The organism is Vibrio sp. B1ASS3 (genome assembly GCF_905175355.1).
GTDB lineage: Bacteria > Pseudomonadota > Gammaproteobacteria > Enterobacterales > Vibrionaceae > Vibrio > Vibrio owensii.
In genome coordinates, this window is record NZ_HG992743.1 from 492246 (window position 1) to 515927 (window position 23682).

Consider the following 23682-nt stretch of genomic DNA (forward strand, 5'->3'; position numbering starts at 1 on the left):
TTATTAAAAGGTAGCGTGTGTCTTGTGTGAGGTGAGAGTGAGCGATATTGACGCCATTATTAAGCATGTTGAAACGAGTTTTAAGGCTCAAGGTAAGCAACTAACGACTAAGCGGAAGTTAGTCTTGCGGGCTTTGGTTCATGCCGATAAAGCGCTTTCAGCGTATGAATTAGTGGATTACTGCAAAGCGCACTTTGAGCAAAATATTCAAGCGATGTCGGTGTATCGAATTTTGGATTTCCTTGAAGGTGAGCATCTAGCCCACAAACTAAAGGTTTCTAATAAATATATCGCCTGTTCTCATATCCTGTGTGATGACGAACATGGTATTCCCCAGTTTCTCATCTGTTCAAAGTGCAACAAGATCAGCGAACAAGCCATCGATCCTAAATTGATTAATGGTCTTAAATCTCATGCAAAACAAGAGGGGTTTACCGTCGTTAGCCCTCAATTAGAAATCAATTGTGTATGTGATGACTGCGCTGACACCAAATAGCCGTGCTTTTTATTGAGTTTGGCTCACACCATGACGACTTCGTCACCTTTTCCTCAAATACATCCCAACCATTAGCATCATCAGCAAGGAGATTCTGAACCGCTATGTCTGCAACGCTCATTAAAAACGCCCGTGTCGTAAATGAAGGAACCATCACCGAAACCGATTTGCGAATTGTCGATCAACGAATCGAAACCATCGCAACTGACATAGCAGTAAGGGAAGGTGATGTCGTTATCGATGCGAAAGGTTGCTATTTGATCCCTGGAATGATCGATGACCAAGTGCATTTCCGCGAACCAGGACTGACTCATAAAGGCTCTATTGCAACCGAATCACGCGCAGCCGTCGCTGGTGGCATCACGAGCTTCATGGAAATGCCAAACGTAAGCCCAGCAACCACGACGATTGAAGCGTTGGAACGCAAATTTGCCATCGCGGAACAAAGCTCTCTGGCTAACTACTCTTTCTACCTTGGCGCAACTGAAGACAACCTTGAGCAAATCAAATTACTCGATCCAAAGAAACACTGTGGTGTGAAAGTCTTTATGGGCGCATCTACCGGAGATCTATTGGTCGAAGACGAGCAAGCATTGGACGAGATTTTCCGTGATTCACCAGTATTGATCGTAACGCACTGTGAAAGTGGCCCTGTCATTGCTCAGAACAAAGAACGTCTTTTGAAAGAGAAGTCGGAATTCAACATTGAAGACCACCCAGTACTTCGTGATGATGAAGCTTGCTATGCCTCTTCTTCTTACGCTGTTGAGTTAGCGAAGAAGCACAACAGCCAACTGCACGTACTGCATATCACAACAGCAAAAGAATTGGCTTTGTTTGAAGCGGGCCCGATTCAAGGTAAGAGCATCACCGCAGAAGCGTGTGTTCACCACCTCTGGTTTAGCAATGAAGACTATGCAGAGCGTGGTAACCAAATTAAATGCAACCCAGCCGTAAAATACCCAAGCGATCGTGACGCGCTACTAAAGGCATTAAGCACAGGCCAGATCGATATTATTGCGACGGACCATGCCCCACACACTTGGGAAGAAAAGCAAGTGCCTTACGACCAAGCACCTGCTGGCCTACCTTTGGTGCAGCACGCACTACTGACGCTGTTCGATCAAGTGAGTCGCGGGCACATGACGATGGAGAAAGTGGTAGAGAAAACCGCTCATAACCCAGCGATTCGTTATGGTGTTCAAGAGCGCGGTTTTATTCGCGAAGGCTACTTTGCTGATTTGGTTCTTGTTGATGCCGAAGCACCAACGCCAGTGACGAACGAGAACAGCTTGTACCATTGTGGTTGGTCGCCGTTTGCTGGCCATCAGTTCTCGGCTCAAATTAAGAACACATGGGTCAATGGCGGCTTAGTGTATGCCAACCAACAAGTGAATGAGCAGGCTGCACACGCCATGCGATTGGTATTCGATCGCTAGGATTCACGTTTTTCAGAAACTTAGATTATTTGAAAGCTCAGTTTATTTTCGAAAGCTTACATTTATCCGCTTTCTTTGAGCTTTATTTGTAGAAGTATAGTTGTCGTAGCTTGAGTGTCTTTGAGGCACCGAATAAAGAGAAATCAATATGTTAAGAAGAAATCCTACTGGTCACATGCCGGAAGTATCGGAAACGGCGTTCATTGATCCAACGGCGATCATCTGTGGCAAAGTAATCATTGAAGATAACGTTTTTATTGGTCCTTACGCGGTGATTCGTGCTGATGAAGTGAACGAACAAGGCGACATGGAAGCCATCGTGATCAAGCGCGATACCAACATTCAAGATGGCGTCGTTATCCACTCAAAAGCAGGTGCAGCCGTGACCATTGGAGAGCGTTCGTCGATTGCGCACCGTTCTATTATTCATGGCCCATGTGAAGTCAGTGATGACGTGTTTATCGGTTTTAACTCCGTGGTGTTTAATGCTGTGATTGGTACAGGTTGTGTGATTCGTCATAACTGCGTGGTAGATGGACTAGACTTGCCAGAGAACTTCCATGTTCCGCCGATGACCAATATCGGCGCCGACTTTGATTTGAACAGCATCTCGAAAGTGCCGCCAGAATACTCGGCGTTTTCGGAGTCTGTGGTTTCGGCAAACCACGAACTGGTTCAAGGCTACAGGAGAATTGCCAATGAGCTCTGATAATCAGCCCATACTTGGGGTTCCAACTAACATTATTACCGGGTTTTTGGGCGTCGGTAAAACCTCTGCGATTTTGAACCTGATGGCGAATAAGCCAGAGAATGAACGCTGGGCTGTTTTGGTGAATGAGTTTGGCGAAATCGGTGTTGATGGCAGTTTGGTTCAAGGGCAGCAAAGCGAAGAGCAGCAAGTCTTTATTCGTGAAGTACCCGGCGGGTGTATGTGCTGTGCGGCGGGATTACCAATGCAAATCGCACTGAATCAACTGCTGAATGAAGCAAAGCCCGACCGTTTGTTGATTGAGCCGACTGGCCTTGGGCATCCAAAAGAGGTGTTACAGGTTTTATCGACGGATCATTATCGACAAGTGTTGTCATTGCAAAAGAACATCACCTTAGTTGATGCTCGTAAGCTGACAGATCTTCGTTACACCGAGCACGATACATTCAATCAGCAAATTGCCATTGCCGATACGGTGGTGGGTAATAAGCTCGACCTCTATCAAGAGGGTGATACCCAGAAGCTAGAAGCTTACGTGGCGGAAGTTGGTCGTCCAAATACAAAAGTGATTTTCGCGGAGCACGGTGTGATTCCTTTTCATGAATTTGAAGGCGAAACCACCATTCATGAGCATCCGCCGCACCATCACCACCATCATGCGAGTGACAAGCCGTTGGCTTCAGACATGCCAATGCCTGAAAGTGGCATTATTAAAGCGACCAATGAAGGCGAAGGCTTCCAAAGTGTCGGTTGGCGCTTCTCGCCGGAGAAAGTGTTTGACCGTCGGAAGCTGATTCCTTTGTTGGTGGAGCTAGAAGTCGAGCGCATGAAAGCCGTGTTTATTACGAGCGATGGCATTTATGGTTACAACTTAACGCCAGATGGACTAACCGAAGTGGAGTTGGATGATTGTGCCGAAAGCCGCATCGAATTGATTGCAGACAGCATTGACGATCAATTTGAAGCCAAACTGCTTTCGTGTGAACTTTCACACGATTAATAATAACGGGCATTCGTGTTTGGCTGGATGCCCGCCATTTCTTTTTTATACCGCTCGGTACTTTTCTTCCAAGTTTTCTTCTTTCTTAACTTCTCTTGCATGATCTTTTGGTGATTATGCCTTCCTAGGTTGACATTGTTTGATAGTCAAACTAAATTAAAATCAAATAATTTGATAATCAAACTAAAATTGGAAGGTAAGTGTCGCAATGGCTGTATCGCAACATTCACATGATTTCGTTTCTCACAACCAAAAGGGTGAAAAACGCACGCTCTACGTATTGATTCTAACCGTGACCACTATGGTGGTAGAGATTGCTGCCGGAACCATGTTTGGCTCAATGGCATTGCTCGCAGATGGTTGGCACATGGGCACACACGCAGCGGCATTTTGTATTACTCTTTTTGCTTACCGCTACGCGAAACAAAATGCGCACAGTGACCGCTTCTCATTTGGTACGGGCAAGGTGAGTGTACTTGGCGGTTTTACCAGTGCGATTGCGTTGGGGATTGTGGCACTGATGATGATGGTTGAGTCGATTCATCGTCTCTTCAATCCAGAGAGTATCCAATTCAACGAGGCGATCATGGTGGCGGTGATTGGTCTCGTGGTTAACCTTGCAAGCATGCTACTTCTGCAAGATCACCATCACCATGGGCATGACCATCACGATAACCACTCTCATGATCATGAGCACGAACATCATCACGACCACAACTTAACCGCTGCATATTTCCACGTGCTGGCGGATACATTGACGTCTTTGCTGGCGATCGTGGCGCTGATTGTCGGTAAGTTTTACGGTTGGGTTTGGTTAGATGCCATGATGGGTATTGTTGGTGCTATTGTGATTGGTAAATGGACCTTGGGCTTAATGAAGCAAACAGCGCCTGTGTTGTTGGACGAGAGCATCAACAAGTCTTGCCGAGATGAGATTACAGAAACACTCACGCCTTACGCCGAGATCGTTGATTTACACATCTGGAAAGTGAGTGGTCACCATTACTCTGCGGCAATCGCATTAAAAAATCACAGCGACAAAACGCTGGATGAATTTAAGCAATTATTGAGTAAATTTGATAAGATTCACCACCTGACTTTGGAAGTTCAAACGACTGACTGATGCGCGAATTAGAAAAGCTGAATCAAACGCTTACCGAGTTCTATGACAAAATGTCTTCTTGGGAGCAATCTGTAGTAAAAGAAACGGGTTATTCACTGGCTCAAACTCACACCATTGAAGTGTTGGGTGGGCACGGTGCAATGCGTATGAAAGAGTTGGCCGAGAAACTCGGTATCACTACGGGTACGCTGACGGTTCAAATTGAGAAGCTGGTAAAAGCAGAGCTTATTGAGCGTTGCCCGCATCCAGAAGATCGTCGTGCGATTGTCGTGAAGCTCACACCAGCGGGTGAAGAGATTCACCGCCACCACAATCAACTGCATTTAGATTTGGTTCAAGACTTAACGCGCAATATCGACCCTGAGCATCAAGCGATTTTGTTCGCCTGTTTAGAGAAGATGAATCGAGAATTTTGATTGGTTTTTTAAACCCTAAATAGCAAAAAAGTAGAGCACCGAAATGCTCTACTTTTTTATTATAAGCTCGATAGAATTTGCTCTATTGGCAATTGTGTAAACGCGTAAGTGACGCCAACACAGAATGCAGCGCCGGTAATGCCCATGGCGACTGTCGTTGCGAGTAGCAGAAGGGTAATCTTAGGCATTAGAGATTAAACTCCTTCTTAAAGGTTGGGTAAATGACACCATTAGCCTCTTGGTACGCTTTAAAGCCATACCCAAACGTTAGTGCTGCCATCACAATGGCAAATGCCGCAATGTTTCTTCCTTTCATCCTTAAACTCTCAACTGTTTGTATTGAACAAAGGTATAAACACTCTGCCAATAGTTTATCTATTGCTTATTAAATTCGGTTATTCAATTACTGGGTAAAACACACGAACAGTACCCATGCTGTTGTTAGCACAAGTAGTGGTGTGAACACCTTCTGAATTGAAGCACCATCGGTTAGGTCATAAATCACGATCGATTCTTTATAGAACGCGCGTTTGAATGAACCAAAGCTGATTTCATTTTTAACGTCAGATTGCTCGTAGTGCTTGCGAGCTGAGTCTGTCATTTGAGACTCTAGATCTTGCATCTCGTATTCTTTGTTAAAAAACGCATCCCACGCCGAAATACGTGCAATAGCTTTTGGCGAACGATTGCCTTTCAGTTTTTCTAGACGCTTAGCGTATGCAGCTTGATATTTATCCACGATGAATTCCTACATGAATAGACTGTAATGCAGAACACAGCTTTAAATGCTCTGCGCAGTGGTTGTAAAAATTAGAAAATGGGAATCACAAGGAAATTTTTACATCAGTAGGAAAGTTGCAGATGAGGAAGTACGGCATTTGATTGTTAAAGAGCGTAAGGAATGTCATCCCTTGTGCTGCGGATAATATGGGCTGCTTTTGGATGCGACAAACAAAAATAATTAGTGAAAACAACAAGCAATCTTTGTTGCGAGATTGTCCATTCTGGGCATGGTAGGCTACTTGAATTGGAGAAATGCTAAGTGTAGCAAGGGCTTAAGCGGTGTTTCTCGGTGAGAGATTTTTAAGCACTTATGATAAATAAACTTCACAACTGCTAATTATAAATACATCAGAAAGCGATATTCTTTTTCTCGTTGGAGTGCTTAATAAAGATTGAGAGTTTGATTTTCTCATGCAATCCGCCGCAGTCTTTACTCCTTCTTTTCACTCAATCCGAATATATTTCCCCCCTCCATGGTGATATTTGGATTGAGTGTCTTTTTTTCTCAATGAGGGGTTAAATAAGGAATAAGTAGCATAAAAATATGGAACAGCAGCAATTTAGTGCAATAAAGCAAAAACTGAATTCTTTGACGTTATCGCAATTGAATGAGGTTTATCAGTTGGTTCAGAATGCAACCAAACAGGAAGTGACAGTGCGTTTGAGTGAAGAAGAACGCCAATTCATCCATCGACTGTTCGCCGAAGAGAGAACCGCGTCCTCCTATTCTTAGGGTATCCATTTACCCGAGTATCTAACCCTTTCGAAGGCTGCACTTTTACCAAACAGCCCTGTTAAAAGCCGTTACTGCCTTTTGGCTTTGACGATTAGGTTAGCCAATTGAGCAAACCCAAAACCGCCGTTTTCCTCAGTCAAAAAGCTAGGTTGGTGATTCAGTTTCGCCAATAAAGGGCGAATGTTGTTTACGCCAAAGGTCGTTGGCAGCCACTCAAACATGCCTTCATCATTCAATGAATCTCCCACATAAGTGATACGTTCCAAACTCGGTAGCTCACCATTATTGAACTGCTTAATGTACGCTTCACCGCTAGTACGCTTACTGTGATTACCTACCCAAGCATTGATGTGAATCGAACTCAATGTGGCGTTAATGGGGTGAGACTCCACATTCAAATTCACGATGCGATTAAGAATTTCCATTGTCGTGGAAGGGGAAACTGGCGCTCTATCTTGCGCTATGTTCACCGCAACGTCACAGTAGCGAAAGCTCTGATCTTGGCTGAACTCGACATCAGGATACTCTGCCAAAATGCCCGCAATGCTTTCTTGTAATGCGCGTTGTTCTTTGCGCATCGCTTCGGCTGGGCGAGCGAAGGTGGTGTTGAATCCTGTCGCGTCTTTTCTCATCCAAAACGCGCCATTTTCACCAATCACACCATGCAGTGACCACATCTTTGCCATTTGGTCACACCAACCAGCACATGCGCCTGTTACTGCGACCACTTTTACGCCCACACGCTCTAACTCTGCTAGCGCAATTAATGTCTCTGGTGGCAGTTTGCCTTGCCAAGTCAACGTGTCGTCCACGTCGGTCAGCAGCCATTCGATCTGTTTCAGGCTCTCCACATTGAGCTCTGATAACGGGTTAGGCATTCACCACTCCTTGCTTGTTTACTTTAGGATTGATTGCTTGGGTATTGTCACTGACGTCTTGCAGTGACACCGCTGGAGCCAGTGTACACTCGATGCGCTTTTCTGTGTTGGCATCAAATAGATGAACATGCTTTGGTTTGATATCCAGACCAAGCTTGTCGCCAATTTGAATCGGCGTATGCCCCTCAACACGAACAACCAGCTTTTGCGAGTCATCGCCTTCTGTGCGGCAGTAGAGCAACAAGTCAGCACCGAGCGATTCAATCAATTCGACCTCTACCTGCAACCATGGGTTATCTTGGCTGATTTGTAAATGCTCCGGACGAAGTCCCAGTTTAACTTCACCTAGATCTAAGTTTGTTGTGGATGTAGGAAGCAGTGCGTCACCAATAGTAATGCCGTCAGCGCTAACATTGCCATCTAAGATGTTCATGGATGGTGAGCCAATAAAGGTCGCGACGAACAGAGAAGCAGGGTTGTCGTATATCTCTAGCGGCGTACCAACTTGTTCGACGTTGCCTTTGTTCAGCACAACAAGTTTGTCTGCCAGCGTCATTGCTTCCACTTGGTCGTGGGTAACGTAAACCGACGTGGTACCAAGGCGACGTTGCAGCTTCTTTATTTCCAAACGCATTTGAACACGCAGTTTGGCGTCTAGATTAGACAGAGGTTCATCAAACAAGAACACCTTTGGTTCACGCACAATTGCACGTCCCATCGCGACACGCTGACGTTGTCCTCCAGAAAGCTGCCCTGGTTTACGGTCGAGTAGGTGATCCAGCTCCAGCATCTTTGCTGCTTCGTGAACCAATCGCTCGATTTCCGCTTTCGGTGTTTTGCGGTTGCGCAGCCCATAAGCCATGTTGTTGTACACCGTCATGTGTGGGTACAAGGCGTAGTTCTGGAATACCATGGCAATGTCGCGCTCGCCAGGTTCGAGGTCGTTGACGATTGTGGTGTCGATCTTGAGCTCACCAGAGCTGATTTCTTCTAGACCTGCAATCATGCGAAGTAGGGTGGATTTACCACAGCCACTTGGGCCAACCAGCACGACCATTTCGCCGTCGCAGATATCAAGATTGAGTTTTTGGATCGCCTGATAGCCGTTCGGATAACATTTAGCGATATTAGAAAGAGTTAACGTGGACATTTATTTCTCCGAATCTACCAGACCTTTAACAAAGGCTTTTTGCATTGCAATTACCACAATCACGGGTGGCAACATGGCGATAATGGTGGTGGCCATAATTTTGTTCCATTCCACAACACCATCAACTACTCCAAGCATCTGTTTAATGCCCATCACGATGGTGTAGTACTGCACGTCAGTTGTGATCAGCAGTGGCCATAGATATTGGTTCCAGCCGTAAATGAAAGTGATGACGAACAGTGCGGCGATGTTGGTACGCGACAGAGGCAACAAGATATCGAAGAAGAACTTGATTGGTCCTGCGCCATCAATTCGTGCTGCTTCCATTAACTCATTCGGTACCGTTAAAAAGAACTGACGGAACAAGAAAGTGGCGGTCGCACTGGCAATCAGCGGAATGGTTAAGCCGTAAAATGAGTTGAGCATGTTGAGGTTCGTAATCACCTCAAACGTCGGCATGATGCGCACTTCAACGGGTAACATCAGCGTGAAGAAAATCATCCAGAACGCCAGCATCCGTCCCGGAAAACGGAAGAACACCACTGCATACGCTGACATGATGGAAATGCTCAACTTACCGATGGTAATGCACATCGCCATAATGAAAGAGTTCAGCAGCATACTGCCAATCGGCAAAGTATTGTTGTTGTACTGAGTGTCGTTACTCAACAAGTCAGTAAATACACTAAAACCCAAGTCTCCAAACCAAAGTGGAGTACCAGTAGCGAATGCACTGTTCTCATGGGTGGTTGCTACGATTGCAATCCAAACCGGAAGCGCAATCGAAATGATGCCAAGAATCAAAATGACATGGCAAAACAGATTGAAAAACGGTCTTCTTTCTACCATCAGTACGCCACCTTCTTCTCAACATACTTAAATTGAATCACAGTCAGGGAAGCGACCAAGATCATCAGGATTACGGACTGCGCGGCTGACGAGCCTAAATCTAGCCCGATAAAGCCATCGTTGTAGACTTTGTAAACCAAGGTCGAGGTACTGTTACTCGGACCGCCTTGTGTCATCGCGTGGATGATGGCGAACGTATCAAAGAACGCATAAACAAAGTTCACGACCAACAAGAAAAAGCTGGTTGGTGAAATCAGCGGGAAGCTAATGGTGATAAAGCGTTTGATCGGACCGCTACCATCAATGGCCGCGGCTTCGTGCAAAGACTTCGGCACGGATTGCAGCGCCGCTAAGAAGAACAGAAAGTTGTAGCTGATTTGCTTCCACGTCGAGGTGATGATCACCATCCACATAGCATGAGTGCCATTGAGGGTTGGATTCCAGTCTACGCCAAAAAGGTTCAACAGTTCGGTCATGACACCGATGGTTGGATCAAATAGAAACAGCCACAACGAGCCTGCGACAACCGGAGCGACCGCATAAGGCCAAATCAAGAAGGTGCGATACATGGTTGCGCCACGGATGATTTGTTCGGCGAAAGCGGAAAGAACGAGTGCGCTGACCAACGCGAGCACCGCGACGCTGATGCTAAATTGCAGCGTGGTCATTAACGAATCTAGGTAAAGGGGATCATGGATGAGCTTTTCAAAGTTCTCTAAACCCACAAACTCACGACTCATGCCGAAAGCATCTTCAAGTTGAGAAGATTGGAAAATGGCTTGTCCTGCCGGCCAGATGAAGAACACCAAGGTGATCACCAACTGAGGTGCGATTAGCGCAACCGGAAGCCATTTGTGTTTAAAAACAACAGGTGAGGACATACAAATACCAAAGTAAAACAGGCAAGGTGTGTGAACGAATTCCCCACCCAAGATGGGCGGGGAGAGTGCGTATCTGAGCGGTTATTCGAATAAGACTCAGCGCAGCATTGTTCGTTATTAATGTTCGTTACTTCTGTGTGCGCTCAAAGCGACGTAGCTGCTCGTCACCGCGACGAACCGCATTGTTTAGTGCAGCTTGCGCCGTTGCTTTGCCTGCCCACACTGCTTCTAGCTCTTCGTTGATGATGTCGCGTGTTTGCAGGAAGTTACCGAAGCGAATGCCTTTCGAGTTTTCTGTCGGCTCGGTTGACGTCATTTGTAGAACCGCTGTATCTGTGCCTGGGTTCTTAGCGTAGAAGCCTTGCTCTTTTGTTAGCTCGTAAGCCGCTTTAGTAATTGGTAGGTAACCGGTGAACTGGTGCCAATCTGCTTGAACTTCTGCACTAGAAAGGTAAGAGAAGAACTTCGCTACGCCTTTGTATTCCTCGCTTGAATGACCACGAAGTACCCAAAGTGATGCACCACCGATGATGGTGTTTTGTGGTTTAGCGACGATCTCTGAATCATAAGGCAGTTGCGCCACGCCGATATCAACGTCTTTCATGTTCTCTTTAATGCCAGCCAGACCTGCCGAGGAACCCATAGTCATTGCACACTCTTGGGTGTAGAACAGTGGCATACCATCAGATTGGCGACCGCCGTACTTAAAGATGCCTTCTTTCGACCATTTGCCCATTTGGTCAATGTGACGAACAAACGCCGAATCATTGAACTTAAACTCAGTGTCTAAGCCAGCAAAGCCGTTGTTGTTATTGGCAACAGGAACATTGTTACGTGCGCCGAAGTTTTCGATTTGCGTCCATGATTGCCACGTAGTGCTGAAACCACACTTCGCACCGGATGCCAGCAGCTTACGGGAAACTTCTTCCATCTCTTTCCATGTCTTTGGTGGGTTTGCTACGCCAGCTTTTGCGAACATGTCTTTGTTGTAGTAAAGCACCGGCGTAGAGCTATTAAATGGCAGGGAAAGCATGTTGCCTTCATTGGTGGTGTAGTAACCAGTTACGGCTGCAAGGTAATCATCAGGGTTGAACGACTCTTTGGTGTCTTCCATCAATTGGTAAACAGGATAAATCGCTTTGTCTGCGCCCATCATGGTCGCCGTACCCACTTCGAATACTTGTACAATCGCTGGCTGCTCTTTTGCTCGGAACGCCGCGATAGCACTAGTCATCGTTTCTGCGTAGCTGCCTTTGTAAACCGGTTTGATCTCGTATTCTGATTGGCTTGCGTTAAAGTCTGCCGCAATTTCATTAACCTTGTTACCTAGTGCGCCGCCCATCGCGTGCCACCACTCAACCTCTGTTTTTGCTTGTGCTTGCGTGCTGATGAATGCCGCTGCAACTGCAAGTCCGGCGAGGTGTTTAATAGCCATAATGATTCCTTTTCATTGGATGATTTGAACAGGTGTTTCCTTGCGAATGTTCATTTTGATTATGAATCCGCTCCAAAAAATTCAAATGAACATTAAATGAGCCAAATGACGTTCTAGTTACAAAAAAATGAACTTATTTGAACATTGCTTTCGTCACTATTTTGTAATCAAAGCGTCATTGAGGGTTGAGATAGTTCATTTGAAAACAAATGAAAAAGACGGAATAAAAAATGAAAATAACAGCACACCGTGGCTTATCCAGTTTGGCTCCAGAAAACACCTTATCGGCAATACAACGCGCCATTGAATTTGGTTGTGAATGGATTGAAATCGACGTTCAGCTTAGTGCGGACAACATTCCTGTCGTCATCCATGACAAAACGGTCAACCGCTGCACGAATGGTCGAGGCAAAGTCAAAGATCTGACTTGGCAGGAGCTGAGAACACTCGACGTAGGCTTGTGGTTCGGTGATGACTTCGCAGGCGAACCTATCCCTAGTTTAGAAGAGACGCTTGAGTTGACTTCAAGAGCGGGTGTGAAGCTCAATATTGAATTGAAGGTCTACTCCGGTGACGAAATCGATCTGTTGTGCGAAAAGGTTGCGCAGGTGATTGAACATTTAGGTGTAGAAGCGGACGCGATTCTGTTTTCTAGCTTTAACACAGAAGCCTTAATGATGATGAAAAACTACCTGCCAGAAGTGAGAAGAGGGCAGCTATGGCAAGAGATTCCAGATGATTTCGCCGTCGTGCTACAACACATCGATGCATACAGTGTGCATTGTGATTACCGTTTCCTGACCGAATTGCAAGCTCAGAAGATCAAGCAGTATGGTTATCAACTCTTCTGCTATACACCAAACTTTCCTCAATTAGTTGAAGCACATTGGCATTGGGGCGTGGATATGATGATTACAGATAAGCCTCAAAGTTATAAAGTAAAAGTGCCTTCAGCCATACGAGAACCCGCACTGAATGAATAATTTAAACGTCCGTCAACAAAGCATCATTGAACTGGTTCATCAGCAAGAATATTGCTCGATAGAAGAACTTGCCCAACGTTTCGAAGTCACGACGCAAACCATTCGTCGCGACATCAATGAACTTTGTCGACTTGGACTTACCCGACGCCATCATGGTGGTGTCGGGCTACCTGCCACTCTGAGCAATCGCAGCTATGCCTCTCGCCAAGTCACCAATCAGCAGGAAAAGCAGATCATCGCAGATGAAGTAGTTAAAGCTATCCCAAACGGCACGACTTTGTTTCTAGGTATTGGTACTACGATTGCTTTGGTTGCTGAACGTCTAGCCAATCACAGTGAGTTACGTGTGGTGACCAATAACTTCGAAGCGGCGCATATTCTTTCTCACTTTGAGCACATCGAAACTTGGATTCCGGGTGGTCGTATTCGCACGAACGATCGCGACGTGGTGGATGGTTCGGCAGAGCAGTTTTACGGCCAGTTTTCCGCTGACATCGGAATTATTGGCTGTGCAGGTATCACCGAAATCGCGCAGCCTCATTCAGAGATGGTCAATTTTGGTCGCACAGAAGTTGATACTCAGCTGTTCGCGATGGAACATGAATTGAGAGAAGCCAAGGTCAGCCAAGCAATTTTAGCCAATTCTGAACAGAAATGGTTGGTGGCGAACAAGAGTAAATGGCAGCGAAGAGCCAACACTAAGGTGGCGCCACTCAATTATTTCGACCGCGTTTTCAGTAACTAAGCTGTTGCTTACCGAGTTTGTCTAACTCGTAGGAAAATCCGTTATTGATTCGACCTGCATGATGCTTTTTCATTGCGATTCGCTATGCTTAGATGATTGAAAATAAAGAGGTCATGCTATGTTTGAATCGGATAAAACCAAAGTCAGAAACTTGCTTGTTGCGACACGTTTTGGTGTCTCTGCCTCTGAAATGCCAACCATTATTGGGGTGAAGCAAGATAAAGCGCTCAAGCTGATTAATGAGTTGAAGCAAGAAGGAGAAGACATTCACTCGTTAGGGGAAGGGAACAACCCAGAAGAGTTGGTGCTGTATTCGATTGGTGAAATAGAGCCTTAATTGAGCCAACAAGAACAACAAAAAAGCCGCCCATCGTTGGCGGCTTTTTCGATCCTTCAGTCAAACTAGTCGTGAATCGGCACAACCAGAATATCGACCGGTGACTTGTTGATCAGATGTCTTGAGTAAGAAATGATCTTGCTCCAGAAGTCTTGGTGGTGGCCACAAATAAGCAGATCAACTTCTTGCTCTTTGATGGTTACTTCCAGTTTGTCCGCCAAGTCACCCGTGCCAACGAAGAAGTGCTTCAATGGCTGCTCCATGTAATCGCTAAAGGACTTCAAGCACTCCATTGAATGTTCATTCAACGGTCTTTGGTCTGGGTTTGCTTTAATATCGACAAGCTCACGATAAATTTCGCCATGAGTACCATCGATATGAATAAAAGAAATCTCGGCACCGAGATAACTCGCCATAGATACCGCTCGGTCAATCAACACAGTACTCTCATCAGACAGTTCCAGTGCGACTAGGATATGTTTGTATTTCATAACCACGCCCTCTTGTGGAATACACTACCAATAGCATAGTACGCCTTTAACAAAAAATGTGTTGATAAGATCCCGAAATCGCTCAAAGTTTTGGCAAATTATCACCAACCTGAGAGCGAGAGGATATAGAGGGGGGACGAAAAAAGAGCCGGTACTAATACCAGCTCAATTCAATCTCTAATGGCATGTCACAGCGTATTCTTTCTCCACACATTTCATCGGATGCGTTGAGGTGAACCAGTTTTGCAGAGGAGTATCCTTCTCCTCGAAAGTGGTCTCTTGCCTCGCAAAGGCTGGCAAATTTGAGCGGACTTTTGTGCTCGTTCAATATCAGTGATTTTGTATGGTTTTCCACATTGTAAGCGAGGTAGATACCACCCTCGACCGATTCAATCAAAAGATTCATAGCCGTTTCCCATTGGTGTTTTCACTCTTTGGCTATTACGGCGAGCGATGGATTTTAGTTCACTTCTGGATCGAACCGATTCATGTGATGACAGAAGTCGCTTGCTTTTTATACAAGAAAACCTTTAGACTTTGCGTATCACTTCTTTAGGAGATTACGCCAACATGAACAACTAAACCTGTCATCCAACTCTCATTTTATTTTTTGGATTTACAGGGTTAGTAGGCGTAGCTCACTTTCCGATATTTCTTTGCAGTTACCATTTTTCTGTTTGAAGCGCTTCTATGGGCGCGTGTATTTGCATCGATCTCATCTCTAGATTTATCTCAAGCTACGGCTGTTGTCCCTGTCATACAGGAGGCAAATTATGCCAGTCTTACAGGCTTACAATATCAGTCATCAATTTGGTAATGGCGAAACGCTGTTTCAGCAAATCTCATGTTCTATGACCAAACGTCGTGTTGGGTTAGTTGGACGCAACGGTGTCGGAAAATCGGTGTTTGCATCGATACTCAGCGGTGAGCAAACCTCGACCAGCGGTACAGTAACCCTACCAAGGTCATTTGCTGTGTATCGCCAGCAACCATCTCACTTGTTGGGGGGAGAGCTGTCGATTGCCCAGTTTTTAGCAAAGGACAAAGTGCTAAGCGCGCTCAAACAGATCGAAATGGGCGATTGCTCTGAGGATCTGTTTGAGGTGGTGGGTGAACAATGGGATTTGCCCATCCAACTTGCTAAGCAGTTAGAAACCATGGGTTTGCCGCCACAGCCAGACTTCCCTTGCTCGCAATTAAGTGGCGGACAGTTAGCGCGTTTGCAACTGTGGCAGCTGTTCGACAGCGAAGTGGAATTGCTGATCCTTGATGAACCGTCGAACCATCTTGATACGCATGCCAAGCAGTGGTTGATTGATTCGATGCGCAGTTTCTCAGGCGCGATTCTGCTCATCAGTCATGACAGAGAATTACTTCGCGAGATGGAGGAAATCTGGGAACTGTCCGGACTAGGCTTGCAAGTGTTTGGCGGTAATTACGACGTGTATGCCGAGCAAAAGCGCACCGAACTACAAGCGGTGGAACGCCAGTTAGCCAGTGTCGATAAACAAAAAAAGCAATTAGAAGAACAAGCTCAGCGCAATCGGGAGAAAGCAGAGCAACGAGCGGCTCAAGGTAATAAGCTAAGAAAGGATGGCAGTCAGCCGAAAATCTTACTGGATGCAATGAAAAACAAAGCTACAGCCCGAGCTGCCAGTCGTAATAAAAACGAGCAACTTCGCCAAGCGCATCTGCAAGAGAAAGAGCAAAGTTTGCGAGTGCGTAAAGAGCAAATCAAAGGGCAAAAACTATATTTGGCAGACAGTCAAAACCGTTCTCGAAAAGTTGTGTCGCTTTTAGAAGGCATGTTGCCATTTGGGTCGGCTCAACCCATCACTGCGCAAGTTCATGCGGATGATAAATTGCATTTGTTGGGCAAAAACGGATGCGGTAAATCAACCTTACTGAAAACCCTCTTGGGGGAGTTCTCACTGCAAAGTGGTGAGCTACAAATCAATACGCCGCTTTATTATCTCGACCAACACTTTGGTGCGATACAGCCTGAACTCTCCATGTTGGAAAACCTGATGCAACATTGTGAGGGGATGAAAGAGAGCGATGCCAGAACATTACTCGCAGGCATTGGTTTTCGCCGAGACAGTGTATTTCGCTTGGGCAGCGTATTGAGTGGCGGCGAGAAAATGAAGCTCGCTATGCTGATTGTCAGTCATCAACCAACGCAGCCTTTGTTGCTCTTGGATGAGCCAGATAATCACCTCGACTTGGATTCGAAAATCATGCTTGCTCAGGCACTAAGCGCGTATCGAGGCGGCTTTATTCTTATCAGCCATGACCAAGATTTTGCCGCGGAGTCGGGTGTGTCTCGAAGTATTGAACTGAGCTAACAAGCTCTTGTCTATAACTCCACATTAAGGAAGCTTACCGAAGCTAAGCAGCTAGTTTGGCTTTGGTGACTTTAACACCTTCACCAAGCAATTTTCTCAAAGCAATTAGAATCCTTACTTCGATATGGGTAAGATGCTTGATGCATTACACAAAACAAAAACAGAAAAGGAAGTCTATGAAAAAGAAAACCTTAGCACTGGTGACCGCGTTTGCGATGACGGGCGTATTACCAGGAGCTTATGCCGAAGACTCAACAAAGGAGTTGGTTGAACACGTACACAAAATGGCGGTGAAGTACCCAACGACAAAGAAAGTCGATGTGGTGGATGAGTATTTTGGTACCAAAGTTAGTGACCCATATCGCTGGTTAGAAGACGACCGCAGTAAAGAAACCGCAGATTGGGTGAAAGCGCAGAACCAAGTCACGTTCGATTACTTGGCGCAAATTCCTTATCGTCACCAGATCGAAGAACGCTTAACTCAGTTGATGGATTACGAGAAGTTAGGGCGACCATTCAAAGAAGGTAAATACACCTATTTCTACAAGAACGACGGTTTGCAAAATCAAGATGTGCTTTATCGCCAACTTGACGGTGGCAAGCCTGAAGTCTTCCTCGACCCGAATACCTTTAGCGAAGATGGCACGACCTCGCTGGCGAATGTGAGCTTCACCAAAGATGGTTCTTTAGTCGCTTACAGCATTTCAGAGGGCGGCAGCGATTGGCGCAAAGTGATTGTGCTTGATGCAGAAACCAAAAAGCCTGTCGGTGAGACTTTAGTGGATATTAAGTTCAGTGGCGTAAACTGGTTAGGCAACAAAGGCTTCTACTACTCAAGTTACGATAAGCCAGAAGGCAGCGAGCTTTCGGCAAAAACCGACCAACACAAGCTTTACTACCACGAGCTAGGTACTAAGCAGAGTGAAGATAAGCTTATCTTCGGCGGTACGGAGGCTGAGAAGCACCGATACGTTCGTGGTTACACTTCCGACGACCAACGTTACCTGTTTGTTTCGGCAAGCACTTCAACGTCGGGCAACAAACTGTTCTTCAAAGATTTGACCAAGCCAGATAGTCCACTGCAAACCATTTTGGATGACACCAATTCTGATACTTGGGTGATTGATAGTAAAGGCACCAAGCTGTATTTGGTCACTAACTTAGATGCACCAAACAAACGCGTGGTGACGGTGGATGCGAGCAACCCTGAGCCGAAGAATTGGAAAGATTTAATTCCTGAAACTGACAACGTGCTTAGCCCATCAACCGCGGGCGGTTACCTATTCGCAAGCTACATTGTTGATGCCCTTTCGATGGTCAAACAATACGACATGGACGGTAAGTTCATTCGTGAAATCAAGCTACCAGACATCGGCAGTGCTTACGGCTTTTGGGGTAAGAAAGAAGACGCTGAAGTCTACTACTCTTTCACCAACTACAAGACGCCAAGCACGACCTATCGCCTAGACATCAAAGAGGGTGACAGCGAGGTTTACCACAAATCGAACGCACCATTCGATCCAGAACAATTTGAATCTCGTCAGGTGTTCTACAAATCGAAAGACGGTACCAAGATTCCAATGATCATCACCTACAAAAAAGGCACGCCGATGGACGGCAGTGCGCCAACGATTTTGTATGGTTATGGTGGTTTCAATATCAGCCTGACGCCTTACTTCAGTCCGAGTCGAGCAGCATGGCTGGAAATGGGCGGTATCTACGCTGTTGCAAACATTCGTGGCGGTGGTGAGTACGGCAAAGAGTGGCACAATGCCGGCACCAAGTTAGAGAAGCAAAACTCGTTTGATGACTTTATTGCCGGAGCGGAGTTCCTTATCGATAAAGACTACACCTCGTCAGACAAGCTTGCGATCAACGGTGGCTCGAACGGCGGCTTGCTTGTTGGTGCAGTGATGACGCAGCGCCCAGAGCTGTTCAAAGTGGCACTGCCAGCAGTGGGTGTATTGGATATGCTTCGCTACCACACCTTTACGGCTGGAGCAGGCTGGGCTTATGACTACGGTACAGCAGAACAAAGTAAAGAGATGTTCGATTACCTCAAAGGTTACTCGCCAGTACACAACGTCAAAGCCGGTGTTAAGTACCCAGCAACTATGGTAACAACGGGTGACCATGATGACCGTGTGGTGCCAGCGCACTCTTACAAATTTGCGGCTGAACTACAGTCTAAGCAAGCAGGTACAAACCCGACTTTGATTCGAATCGAAACCAACGCAGGTCACGGTGCAGGCACACCGACCAGTAAGGTTATCGAGAAAACCGCTGATGTTTACAGCTTTACTTTGTTCAATATGGGCGTTGAAAAGCTGTAAGCGAGAGGACGGATTAACCAAAGAGCTTAAGCTCATTTACATTGGAATTAAAACGCAGTTTTCGGGCTGCGTTTTTTGTTTAAGGTAGAACAGAAAATATGTGATGCCAACGTAGTTCACATAAATGATATTGAAGAATTCCCAAGAAGTGGAAGTATTGAACGCCAAGGTGAAATAACATTTTTTTAATGAAAAATACTCTACAGTTGTAGAATATATGTTCAAGACAACATGACTTATATATTGGTGAAATCGCTGAAAAAGTATATAGATAAACGTCTAGGTGGTTCCATCTTTCGATTGACCGTTTATTTTTTCTTTGGTTTGATTTCACATGTTCAATCTATATTAACTGAGTATTCATTGTTTGTTGTGATATCTACTATTTAGATAATTGTTAATCTAAATTTCATTTCAAATCTAAACCAAAATTTAGGTTATAACTCATATAACCATAGGTGATTGAACTTACCGTTATCCTCTATTTAATTTAAATGCAGCGTTAAACAACCTGTTATTTGTAAATTCGCGTTGGAAATTGAACTTTCCGAGGCTCGATTCAGCTCGTCCGCGATTTATGCTGGTTTGATGACGCGTGCGTTTAATTGAATAAAAGATGGATAAAATCCTATGAATATCGTGAAACCGTCTGTTGTCGTGATGGCAACAGCAATCCAGTTTGCGTCCCCCGTTTTTGCTGAGACAGATACAGATAAAGAACTACAAGACATGTCCGATCCTCTTGCGGTTTATACCCAAGCCGGCTTTGGCATTACGGACAAAGGGGCAAACATTAAGATAGGTCAAACCTATAAAGCGTCTCAACCGGGCACGATGGCAATGAACGTTATCGAAGTCAAAGGTATTGGTGGCGAACTGTTTGGCATTCGAGATGAAGATGACCCGTTGTACAGTAAAGTGGATGACAGTATTGATTCCTTCCGCCTGCGTAATTTCCAAGTTGAAGTTGCGAAAGGATTAGGGCGTCAGCTTGATGTGAACTACGACGTGGATGCTGACAAGTTGGATGCGTCGTACAGCTTCATCAAGGCCTTACCGAAGCTTGGTGTTGTTCAGCTTTACCCATTAGCTGGTGCAGGTGTGACGATTGCCAATGACTTCAGCGGTGAAGACAACGGCTACGAGATTCCAGGTACATTTACTGTGGTTGGGATGTACTCGAAAATCGATATTACCGACAAAATTTGGATCAACTACAACCCGATGTATATGCACACCTTGTCGGGCTCAAGTGATTATAAAGACACGTATTATGCGGGTGAGGATAATATCTTAACGCATGAATTTGCGATTTCTTACCAAATAACACCGCGTTCAAATATTCGTTACTTCGCTAACTGGAATGAGCAAGTCGACTTTGGCGATGGCGACCACCGCATCGAATACAACTACCAATTCTAATACGACTCATAAGATAAAAATAATTTACGCATTTTTGCTGTGTGATGTTTGGTCGCACATTAAGTGGAAATAACAAGGCGCATCAAATTTTAAGCGCGTTCGTCGTTGGTTTTATTTCAGACGACAAGATGAAAACAAAAATAGAAGAAAGACCAACCGCTTAGTCGGTTTTATTTCTCATTCAATCCACAAATTGCCTGTGCTGTGTGTGATGGTCAGTCCTTTCACTGATATACAACCAACGCCGCAGTACGGGTTTTCTCTTAACATGCTTATAGGTTTTAGTATGAAAAATCTTACCAAAATCGTTGCTGTGGGGTCCCTCATCTCGTGTGCAGCAGCGCAAGCAGGAGGTCTGTACTTGTACGAGACTTCCACTACAGACATTGGTTTAGCGTCTGCGGGTATGGCGGCAAGAGCGCAGGATGCCTCGGTCATGGCGGCGAACCCAGCGGGTTTGTCTAACGTGTCGGGTCAGTCATTTTCGGGTCACTTGATCAGCTTGTATGGCGACACAACGCTGGACACCTTTGGTGGCGGTGACGCAGGTAACATCATTGGTTACGTGCCGCTTGGTTCTGCGTTTTACAGCCAACAAGTGAACGATAAGTGGACGCTTGGTATTGGTATGTACGGCAACTACGGCTTGGGTCTGGAGTACGACAAGCTGTTCAGCCGTATTGATATTCCTAATGCAATTACTCAGGCCGTGACGGTTCAACCTTCTGCTTCATACCGTATTAACGATCAATGGTCTGTAGGTGCTGCATTAGGCATCCATTACGGCATTTTAGATATGGATGTCAAAGTCGATGGTACGGCAATTGCTGGTGGCATTGAAGATACAGACACTCAAGTGAATGGCCGTGTTGGTGTGTTGTATGAGTTGAACTCGGGTACTCGCTTAGGTCTGTCTTACTCGAATGAAACTGAGTTCGAATTCGATGATAAAGACTTCTCAACCAGTGCCGTTGCGCCTCAACAGTTGGTATTCAGTGCATACCATGAGCTTAACGACAAACTGGCGGTGATGGGTAACTTGAACTGGCAAGATTGGAGTGCTTATCAAACGCTGATGGATGTAGAAACACAAGACACCTACCAGATTGCGTTGGGTACACAGTACAAGGTTAATAGCAAAGTTATGTGGAATGCAGGTTTCGCCTTTGACTCAAGCATGTACACAGACCAATCCAACGGTGATTTGACTATCCCAACTGGCAACGCTTACCGTCTAGGTACGGGCATTGATTACAAGATTGATGAAGCAAGCACGGTTTCAGTTGCCTTTGAAGCGACCTTGATTGAATCGTCTGAAGTGAAGGGTCGAGCGGGCAACACGATTGCAAGCTTTGATGATCCAGCGTTGTACTTCCTGAGCATCGGCTACAGCTGGAAAAACCAATAGTCCGGCGTTAACGCAATCACTAGATTAGCGATACGACGAAAAGCAGCGGTAAGCACGTCCTAGGCTTACCGCCGTTTTTGTTTGTAGCGGGATGGTATCAATTCAACTGAACAAAAAGCACAAAGTAAAAAGACGATAGCGAATTCGTCGAGGAAATTTGAAATGAACAACACGTTTTGGCTGGCATGTGCAGCGTTGGTTTTAAGCTCGTCGGCTCTGGCTAGCGAACGCGTTCCCAAAGAGAACAAAAACAAATTAGCTGATGACCCAACAAAGGTGATCACCAAGTTCGGTGCGGCTTATTCCAACAACTATGATTTTGATGACCAGAACATCTCGTTCTCAGGCTCTTTAGCATTGGATGAAGCACGCAAGATTAATGTTCGTATCAATGACGATGCGAGTGAATGGCGCGTGGGCGGCTCTTGGTTGTTTCCGGTGGGTATCGTGAACTTCAACTTTGGTAAGAATGAATACACCAACGGTGCTGATCAAACCAACTACAGTGTCGGAACGTTTGTACCATTGAGCTATTTTGGCATCGAGCCAGCAGGCTTTCAGATCTTCCCTATGGCTGGCTACACCTATAACGACGGCGATGTGCCGGTTTGTGATGGCGCAGAGGGCAGTGCATGTTCAGACCCTGGGTTTACTGGCACTCCTAGCCCAGAGAATGGGTTCAACATGATGAACTCTTCAGGCAGTAGCGGCTATTTGGGAGCGTTCACATTGAAGCCCCTGACAGAGCAATTGACCTTAATGGGATTCGCGGGTGGCTCTTATGGCTCGGAGAACAGTGAAGGCGACAACTACAAAGGCGCTTTTGGTGGCTTAGGTTTAGGTTATCTTGTGCAAAAACGTCACTCGTTTAACTTGATGACGTTTATGATGGACAACAACACTTATCTCGATGATCCAGACAAGCGTGTCATCGTCTCATACCAGTATCAGTTTGATTAAAGAAGCGCAGCCCATCGGCTGCGTTTTAATTAAAAAGTGCCAATCCACATCAGAACCGATCAGCTCTCTAGCTCTGCGCGGTATTGGTCTTGCAGGATGTACATGCGTTTTACATCGCGGTAGCTACCGTTGATGAAGAACTCCTGCACGAGGTGGCCTTCTTCAATAAAGCCGCACTTCTGGTAGAGGTGGATAGCTTTTTCATTGTCCAAGGCAACCAACAGGTAGATTTTGTGTAGGTTAAGAATCGAGAATGAATAATCCAAAGCACGATTGATCACCTCTTCGGCATAACCTCGTCCTTGGTGGTCTGGGGCGATGATGATCTGGAATTCGGCGCTACGGTGGATATAGTTAATTTCAATCAACTCTACCAGACCAATTAAGACACCGTGTTCATCTTCCACTACAAAGCGGCGCTCGGCATCGTCGTGAATGTGCTTGCGATACAGCTCTTCTAATTCATCATGAGATTCGTAAGGCTCTTCAAACCAATACGTCATGATGTTGCGGTTGTTGTTGAGGTCGTGAATAAAGCGCAGGTCTGAACGTTCTAAAGCACGAATAGTGAGACCATTTTTCATCGTCTATCTCCAGATAGCAAAAGCATAATCAAATGCGACTATAACCAAGCCATCTTAGCCCATTAGAGGGAAATCTCCCCTTTACTTCTAAGACTTTAGGGTCGTAAAAGCGATCTTCGTCATACCCTTGTGACGCCTTTACCTATAAGGGCTACAGCAATAATGAAACTTAATCATGA

26 protein-coding genes are annotated in these 23682 nt (G+C 45.6%); 15 read left to right on the top strand and 11 right to left on the bottom strand.

Annotated features, from left to right (window positions below; translation table 11 throughout):
- Window positions 1–37: 37 nt before the first annotated feature.
- From KJB05_RS20700 to KJB05_RS20725, 6 genes are all read left to right on the top strand, one after another.
- A complete protein-coding gene (locus KJB05_RS20700; RefSeq protein WP_061007726.1) occupies window positions 38–496 on the top strand; it encodes a transcriptional repressor in 459 nt (152 codons plus the stop codon).
- 104 nt (window positions 497–600) lie between these two features.
- A complete protein-coding gene (locus tag KJB05_RS20705) occupies window positions 601–1935 on the top strand; it encodes a dihydroorotase (RefSeq protein ID WP_208445062.1) in 1335 nt (444 codons plus the stop codon).
- A gap of 148 nt (window positions 1936–2083) precedes the next feature.
- Window positions 2084–2644: a carbonate dehydratase gene (locus KJB05_RS20710; protein WP_005531901.1), complete on the top strand. Its 561-nt coding sequence runs from the start codon at window positions 2084–2086 to the stop codon at window positions 2642–2644.
- Window positions 2634–3644: a GTP-binding protein gene (locus tag KJB05_RS20715; RefSeq protein ID WP_208445061.1), complete on the top strand. Its 1011-nt coding sequence runs from the start codon at window positions 2634–2636 to the stop codon at window positions 3642–3644. Before KJB05_RS20710 ends, KJB05_RS20715 begins: the two co-directional genes overlap by 11 nt.
- 208 nt (window positions 3645–3852) lie before the next feature.
- Window positions 3853–4767 carry a CDF family Co(II)/Ni(II) efflux transporter DmeF gene (gene dmeF / locus KJB05_RS20720; protein WP_208445060.1) on the top strand — a complete coding sequence of 305 codons (915 nt, stop codon included), beginning with the start codon at window positions 3853–3855 and terminating at the stop codon, window positions 4765–4767.
- On the top strand, window positions 4767–5183 hold the full coding sequence (locus KJB05_RS20725; RefSeq protein WP_005439069.1) for a MarR family transcriptional regulator: 417 nt from the start codon (window positions 4767–4769) through the stop codon (window positions 5181–5183). The genes dmeF and KJB05_RS20725 overlap by 1 nt, the downstream gene beginning before the upstream one ends.
- 59 nt (window positions 5184–5242) lie before the next feature.
- Here the strand turns inward: KJB05_RS20725 and KJB05_RS28890 are convergent, their stop codons facing one another.
- From KJB05_RS28890 to KJB05_RS20730, 3 genes are all read right to left on the bottom strand, one after another.
- Window positions 5243–5371 (bottom strand): hypothetical protein, encoded by a 129-nt coding sequence (locus KJB05_RS28890; RefSeq protein WP_009706253.1) that lies wholly within the window; start codon window positions 5369–5371, stop codon window positions 5243–5245.
- On the bottom strand, window positions 5371–5499 hold the full coding sequence (locus KJB05_RS28895) for a hypothetical protein (protein WP_009706252.1): 129 nt from the start codon (window positions 5497–5499) through the stop codon (window positions 5371–5373). Before KJB05_RS28895 ends, KJB05_RS28890 begins: the two co-directional genes overlap by 1 nt.
- Before the next feature lie 87 nt (window positions 5500–5586).
- Complete coding sequence (locus tag KJB05_RS20730; RefSeq protein ID WP_005439068.1) at window positions 5587–5922, bottom strand: hypothetical protein; 336 nt, start codon at window positions 5920–5922, stop codon at window positions 5587–5589.
- 588 nt (window positions 5923–6510) lie between these two features.
- Between KJB05_RS20730 and KJB05_RS20735 the strand changes: the two genes are divergently transcribed.
- On the top strand, window positions 6511–6699 hold the full coding sequence (locus tag KJB05_RS20735; RefSeq protein ID WP_009706250.1) for a hypothetical protein: 189 nt from the start codon (window positions 6511–6513) through the stop codon (window positions 6697–6699).
- Between the two features lie 71 nt (window positions 6700–6770).
- Here the strand turns inward: KJB05_RS20735 and KJB05_RS20740 are convergent, their stop codons facing one another.
- The 5 genes from KJB05_RS20740 to ugpB form a co-directional block, all read right to left on the bottom strand.
- Window positions 6771–7580, bottom strand: coding sequence for an HAD-IIB family hydrolase (locus tag KJB05_RS20740; RefSeq protein WP_208445059.1), 810 nt, complete (start codon window positions 7578–7580; stop codon window positions 6771–6773).
- On the bottom strand, window positions 7573–8730 hold the full coding sequence (locus KJB05_RS20745; protein WP_041056819.1) for a sn-glycerol-3-phosphate import ATP-binding protein UgpC: 1158 nt from the start codon (window positions 8728–8730) through the stop codon (window positions 7573–7575). The genes KJB05_RS20740 and KJB05_RS20745 overlap by 8 nt, the downstream gene beginning before the upstream one ends.
- Complete coding sequence (gene ugpE / locus KJB05_RS20750; protein WP_208445058.1) at window positions 8731–9579, bottom strand: sn-glycerol-3-phosphate ABC transporter permease UgpE; 849 nt, start codon at window positions 9577–9579, stop codon at window positions 8731–8733.
- A complete protein-coding gene (gene ugpA / locus KJB05_RS20755) occupies window positions 9579–10460 on the bottom strand; it encodes a sn-glycerol-3-phosphate ABC transporter permease UgpA (protein WP_038865173.1) in 882 nt (293 codons plus the stop codon). Before ugpA ends, ugpE begins: the two co-directional genes overlap by 1 nt.
- A 127-nt stretch (window positions 10461–10587) precedes the next feature.
- On the bottom strand, window positions 10588–11895 hold the full coding sequence (gene ugpB / locus KJB05_RS20760) for a sn-glycerol-3-phosphate ABC transporter substrate-binding protein UgpB (RefSeq protein ID WP_038895557.1): 1308 nt from the start codon (window positions 11893–11895) through the stop codon (window positions 10588–10590).
- Window positions 11896–12125: 230 nt separating this feature from the next.
- On the opposite strand from ugpB, the gene KJB05_RS20765 reads away from it, so the two are divergent.
- The 3 genes from KJB05_RS20765 (at window position 12126) to KJB05_RS20775 (ending at window position 13960) form a co-directional block, all read left to right on the top strand.
- On the top strand, window positions 12126–12878 hold the full coding sequence (locus KJB05_RS20765; RefSeq protein WP_208445057.1) for a glycerophosphoryl diester phosphodiesterase: 753 nt from the start codon (window positions 12126–12128) through the stop codon (window positions 12876–12878).
- Complete coding sequence (locus KJB05_RS20770) at window positions 12871–13623, top strand: DeoR/GlpR family DNA-binding transcription regulator (RefSeq protein ID WP_061007508.1); 753 nt, start codon at window positions 12871–12873, stop codon at window positions 13621–13623. Before KJB05_RS20765 ends, KJB05_RS20770 begins: the two co-directional genes overlap by 8 nt.
- Before the next feature lie 118 nt (window positions 13624–13741).
- On the top strand, window positions 13742–13960 hold the full coding sequence (locus KJB05_RS20775; RefSeq protein WP_005439057.1) for a hypothetical protein: 219 nt from the start codon (window positions 13742–13744) through the stop codon (window positions 13958–13960).
- Between the two features lie 65 nt (window positions 13961–14025).
- On the opposite strand, the gene KJB05_RS20780 is transcribed toward KJB05_RS20775, so the two are convergent.
- Both KJB05_RS20780 and KJB05_RS20785 read right to left on the bottom strand, forming a co-directional pair.
- On the bottom strand, window positions 14026–14451 hold the full coding sequence (locus tag KJB05_RS20780; RefSeq protein WP_009706243.1) for a universal stress protein: 426 nt from the start codon (window positions 14449–14451) through the stop codon (window positions 14026–14028).
- Between the two features lie 154 nt (window positions 14452–14605).
- Entirely contained in the window at window positions 14606–14857 is a 252-nt protein-coding gene (locus KJB05_RS20785; RefSeq protein WP_033005935.1) for a DUF6482 family protein, read from the bottom strand.
- Window positions 14858–15224: 367 nt separating this feature from the next.
- On the opposite strand from KJB05_RS20785, the gene KJB05_RS20790 reads away from it, so the two are divergent.
- From KJB05_RS20790 to KJB05_RS20810, 5 genes are all read left to right on the top strand, one after another.
- Window positions 15225–16796 (top strand): ATP-binding cassette domain-containing protein, encoded by a 1572-nt coding sequence (locus KJB05_RS20790; protein ID WP_208445056.1) that lies wholly within the window; start codon window positions 15225–15227, stop codon window positions 16794–16796.
- A 176-nt stretch (window positions 16797–16972) separates the two neighbouring features.
- On the top strand, window positions 16973–19129 hold the full coding sequence (locus KJB05_RS20795; protein ID WP_208445055.1) for a prolyl oligopeptidase family serine peptidase: 2157 nt from the start codon (window positions 16973–16975) through the stop codon (window positions 19127–19129).
- A 630-nt stretch (window positions 19130–19759) separates the two neighbouring features.
- Window positions 19760–20551, top strand: coding sequence for a hypothetical protein (locus KJB05_RS20800; RefSeq protein WP_208445054.1), 792 nt, complete (start codon window positions 19760–19762; stop codon window positions 20549–20551).
- Between the two features lie 286 nt (window positions 20552–20837).
- Window positions 20838–21959, top strand: a complete 1122-nt coding sequence (locus KJB05_RS20805) for an outer membrane protein transport protein (protein ID WP_208445053.1) — start codon at window positions 20838–20840, stop codon at window positions 21957–21959.
- Between the two features lie 162 nt (window positions 21960–22121).
- Window positions 22122–22919: a hypothetical protein gene (locus tag KJB05_RS20810; protein WP_038895547.1), complete on the top strand. Its 798-nt coding sequence runs from the start codon at window positions 22122–22124 to the stop codon at window positions 22917–22919.
- Window positions 22920–22978: 59 nt separating this feature from the next.
- On the opposite strand, the gene speG is transcribed toward KJB05_RS20810, so the two are convergent.
- Window positions 22979–23503, bottom strand: coding sequence for a spermidine N1-acetyltransferase (speG, locus tag KJB05_RS20815; RefSeq protein WP_009706233.1), 525 nt, complete (start codon window positions 23501–23503; stop codon window positions 22979–22981).
- Window positions 23504–23682: the final 179 nt, after the last annotated feature.

Coding starts and splice junctions, on each gene's coding strand:
- KJB05_RS20705 (WP_208445062.1), top strand. CDS start 601: ATGTCTGCAACGCTCATTAAAAACGCCCGTGTCGTAAATGAAGGAACC.
- KJB05_RS20710 (WP_005531901.1), top strand. CDS start 2,084: ATGTTAAGAAGAAATCCTACTGGTCACATGCCGGAAGTATCGGAAACG.
- KJB05_RS20715 (WP_208445061.1), top strand. CDS start 2,634: ATGAGCTCTGATAATCAGCCCATACTTGGGGTTCCAACTAACATTATT.
- dmeF (WP_208445060.1), top strand. CDS start 3,853: ATGGCTGTATCGCAACATTCACATGATTTCGTTTCTCACAACCAAAAG.
- KJB05_RS20725 (WP_005439069.1), top strand. CDS start 4,767: ATGCGCGAATTAGAAAAGCTGAATCAAACGCTTACCGAGTTCTATGAC.
- KJB05_RS28890 (WP_009706253.1), bottom strand. CDS start 5,371: ATGCCTAAGATTACCCTTCTGCTACTCGCAACGACAGTCGCCATGGGC.
- KJB05_RS28895 (WP_009706252.1), bottom strand. CDS start 5,499: ATGAAAGGAAGAAACATTGCGGCATTTGCCATTGTGATGGCAGCACTA.
- KJB05_RS20735 (WP_009706250.1), top strand. CDS start 6,511: ATGGAACAGCAGCAATTTAGTGCAATAAAGCAAAAACTGAATTCTTTG.
- KJB05_RS20740 (WP_208445059.1), bottom strand. CDS start 7,580: ATGCCTAACCCGTTATCAGAGCTCAATGTGGAGAGCCTGAAACAGATC.
- KJB05_RS20745 (WP_041056819.1), bottom strand. CDS start 8,730: ATGTCCACGTTAACTCTTTCTAATATCGCTAAATGTTATCCGAACGGC.
- ugpE (WP_208445058.1), bottom strand. CDS start 9,579: ATGGTAGAAAGAAGACCGTTTTTCAATCTGTTTTGCCATGTCATTTTG.
- ugpA (WP_038865173.1), bottom strand. CDS start 10,460: ATGTCCTCACCTGTTGTTTTTAAACACAAATGGCTTCCGGTTGCGCTA.
- ugpB (WP_038895557.1), bottom strand. CDS start 11,895: ATGGCTATTAAACACCTCGCCGGACTTGCAGTTGCAGCGGCATTCATC.
- KJB05_RS20765 (WP_208445057.1), top strand. CDS start 12,126: ATGAAAATAACAGCACACCGTGGCTTATCCAGTTTGGCTCCAGAAAAC.
- KJB05_RS20770 (WP_061007508.1), top strand. CDS start 12,871: ATGAATAATTTAAACGTCCGTCAACAAAGCATCATTGAACTGGTTCAT.
- KJB05_RS20775 (WP_005439057.1), top strand. CDS start 13,742: ATGTTTGAATCGGATAAAACCAAAGTCAGAAACTTGCTTGTTGCGACA.
- KJB05_RS20780 (WP_009706243.1), bottom strand. CDS start 14,451: ATGAAATACAAACATATCCTAGTCGCACTGGAACTGTCTGATGAGAGT.
- KJB05_RS20785 (WP_033005935.1), bottom strand. CDS start 14,857: ATGAATCTTTTGATTGAATCGGTCGAGGGTGGTATCTACCTCGCTTAC.
- KJB05_RS20790 (WP_208445056.1), top strand. CDS start 15,225: ATGCCAGTCTTACAGGCTTACAATATCAGTCATCAATTTGGTAATGGC.
- KJB05_RS20795 (WP_208445055.1), top strand. CDS start 16,973: ATGAAAAAGAAAACCTTAGCACTGGTGACCGCGTTTGCGATGACGGGC.
- KJB05_RS20800 (WP_208445054.1), top strand. CDS start 19,760: ATGAATATCGTGAAACCGTCTGTTGTCGTGATGGCAACAGCAATCCAG.
- KJB05_RS20805 (WP_208445053.1), top strand. CDS start 20,838: ATGAAAAATCTTACCAAAATCGTTGCTGTGGGGTCCCTCATCTCGTGT.
- KJB05_RS20810 (WP_038895547.1), top strand. CDS start 22,122: ATGAACAACACGTTTTGGCTGGCATGTGCAGCGTTGGTTTTAAGCTCG.
- speG (WP_009706233.1), bottom strand. CDS start 23,503: ATGAAAAATGGTCTCACTATTCGTGCTTTAGAACGTTCAGACCTGCGC.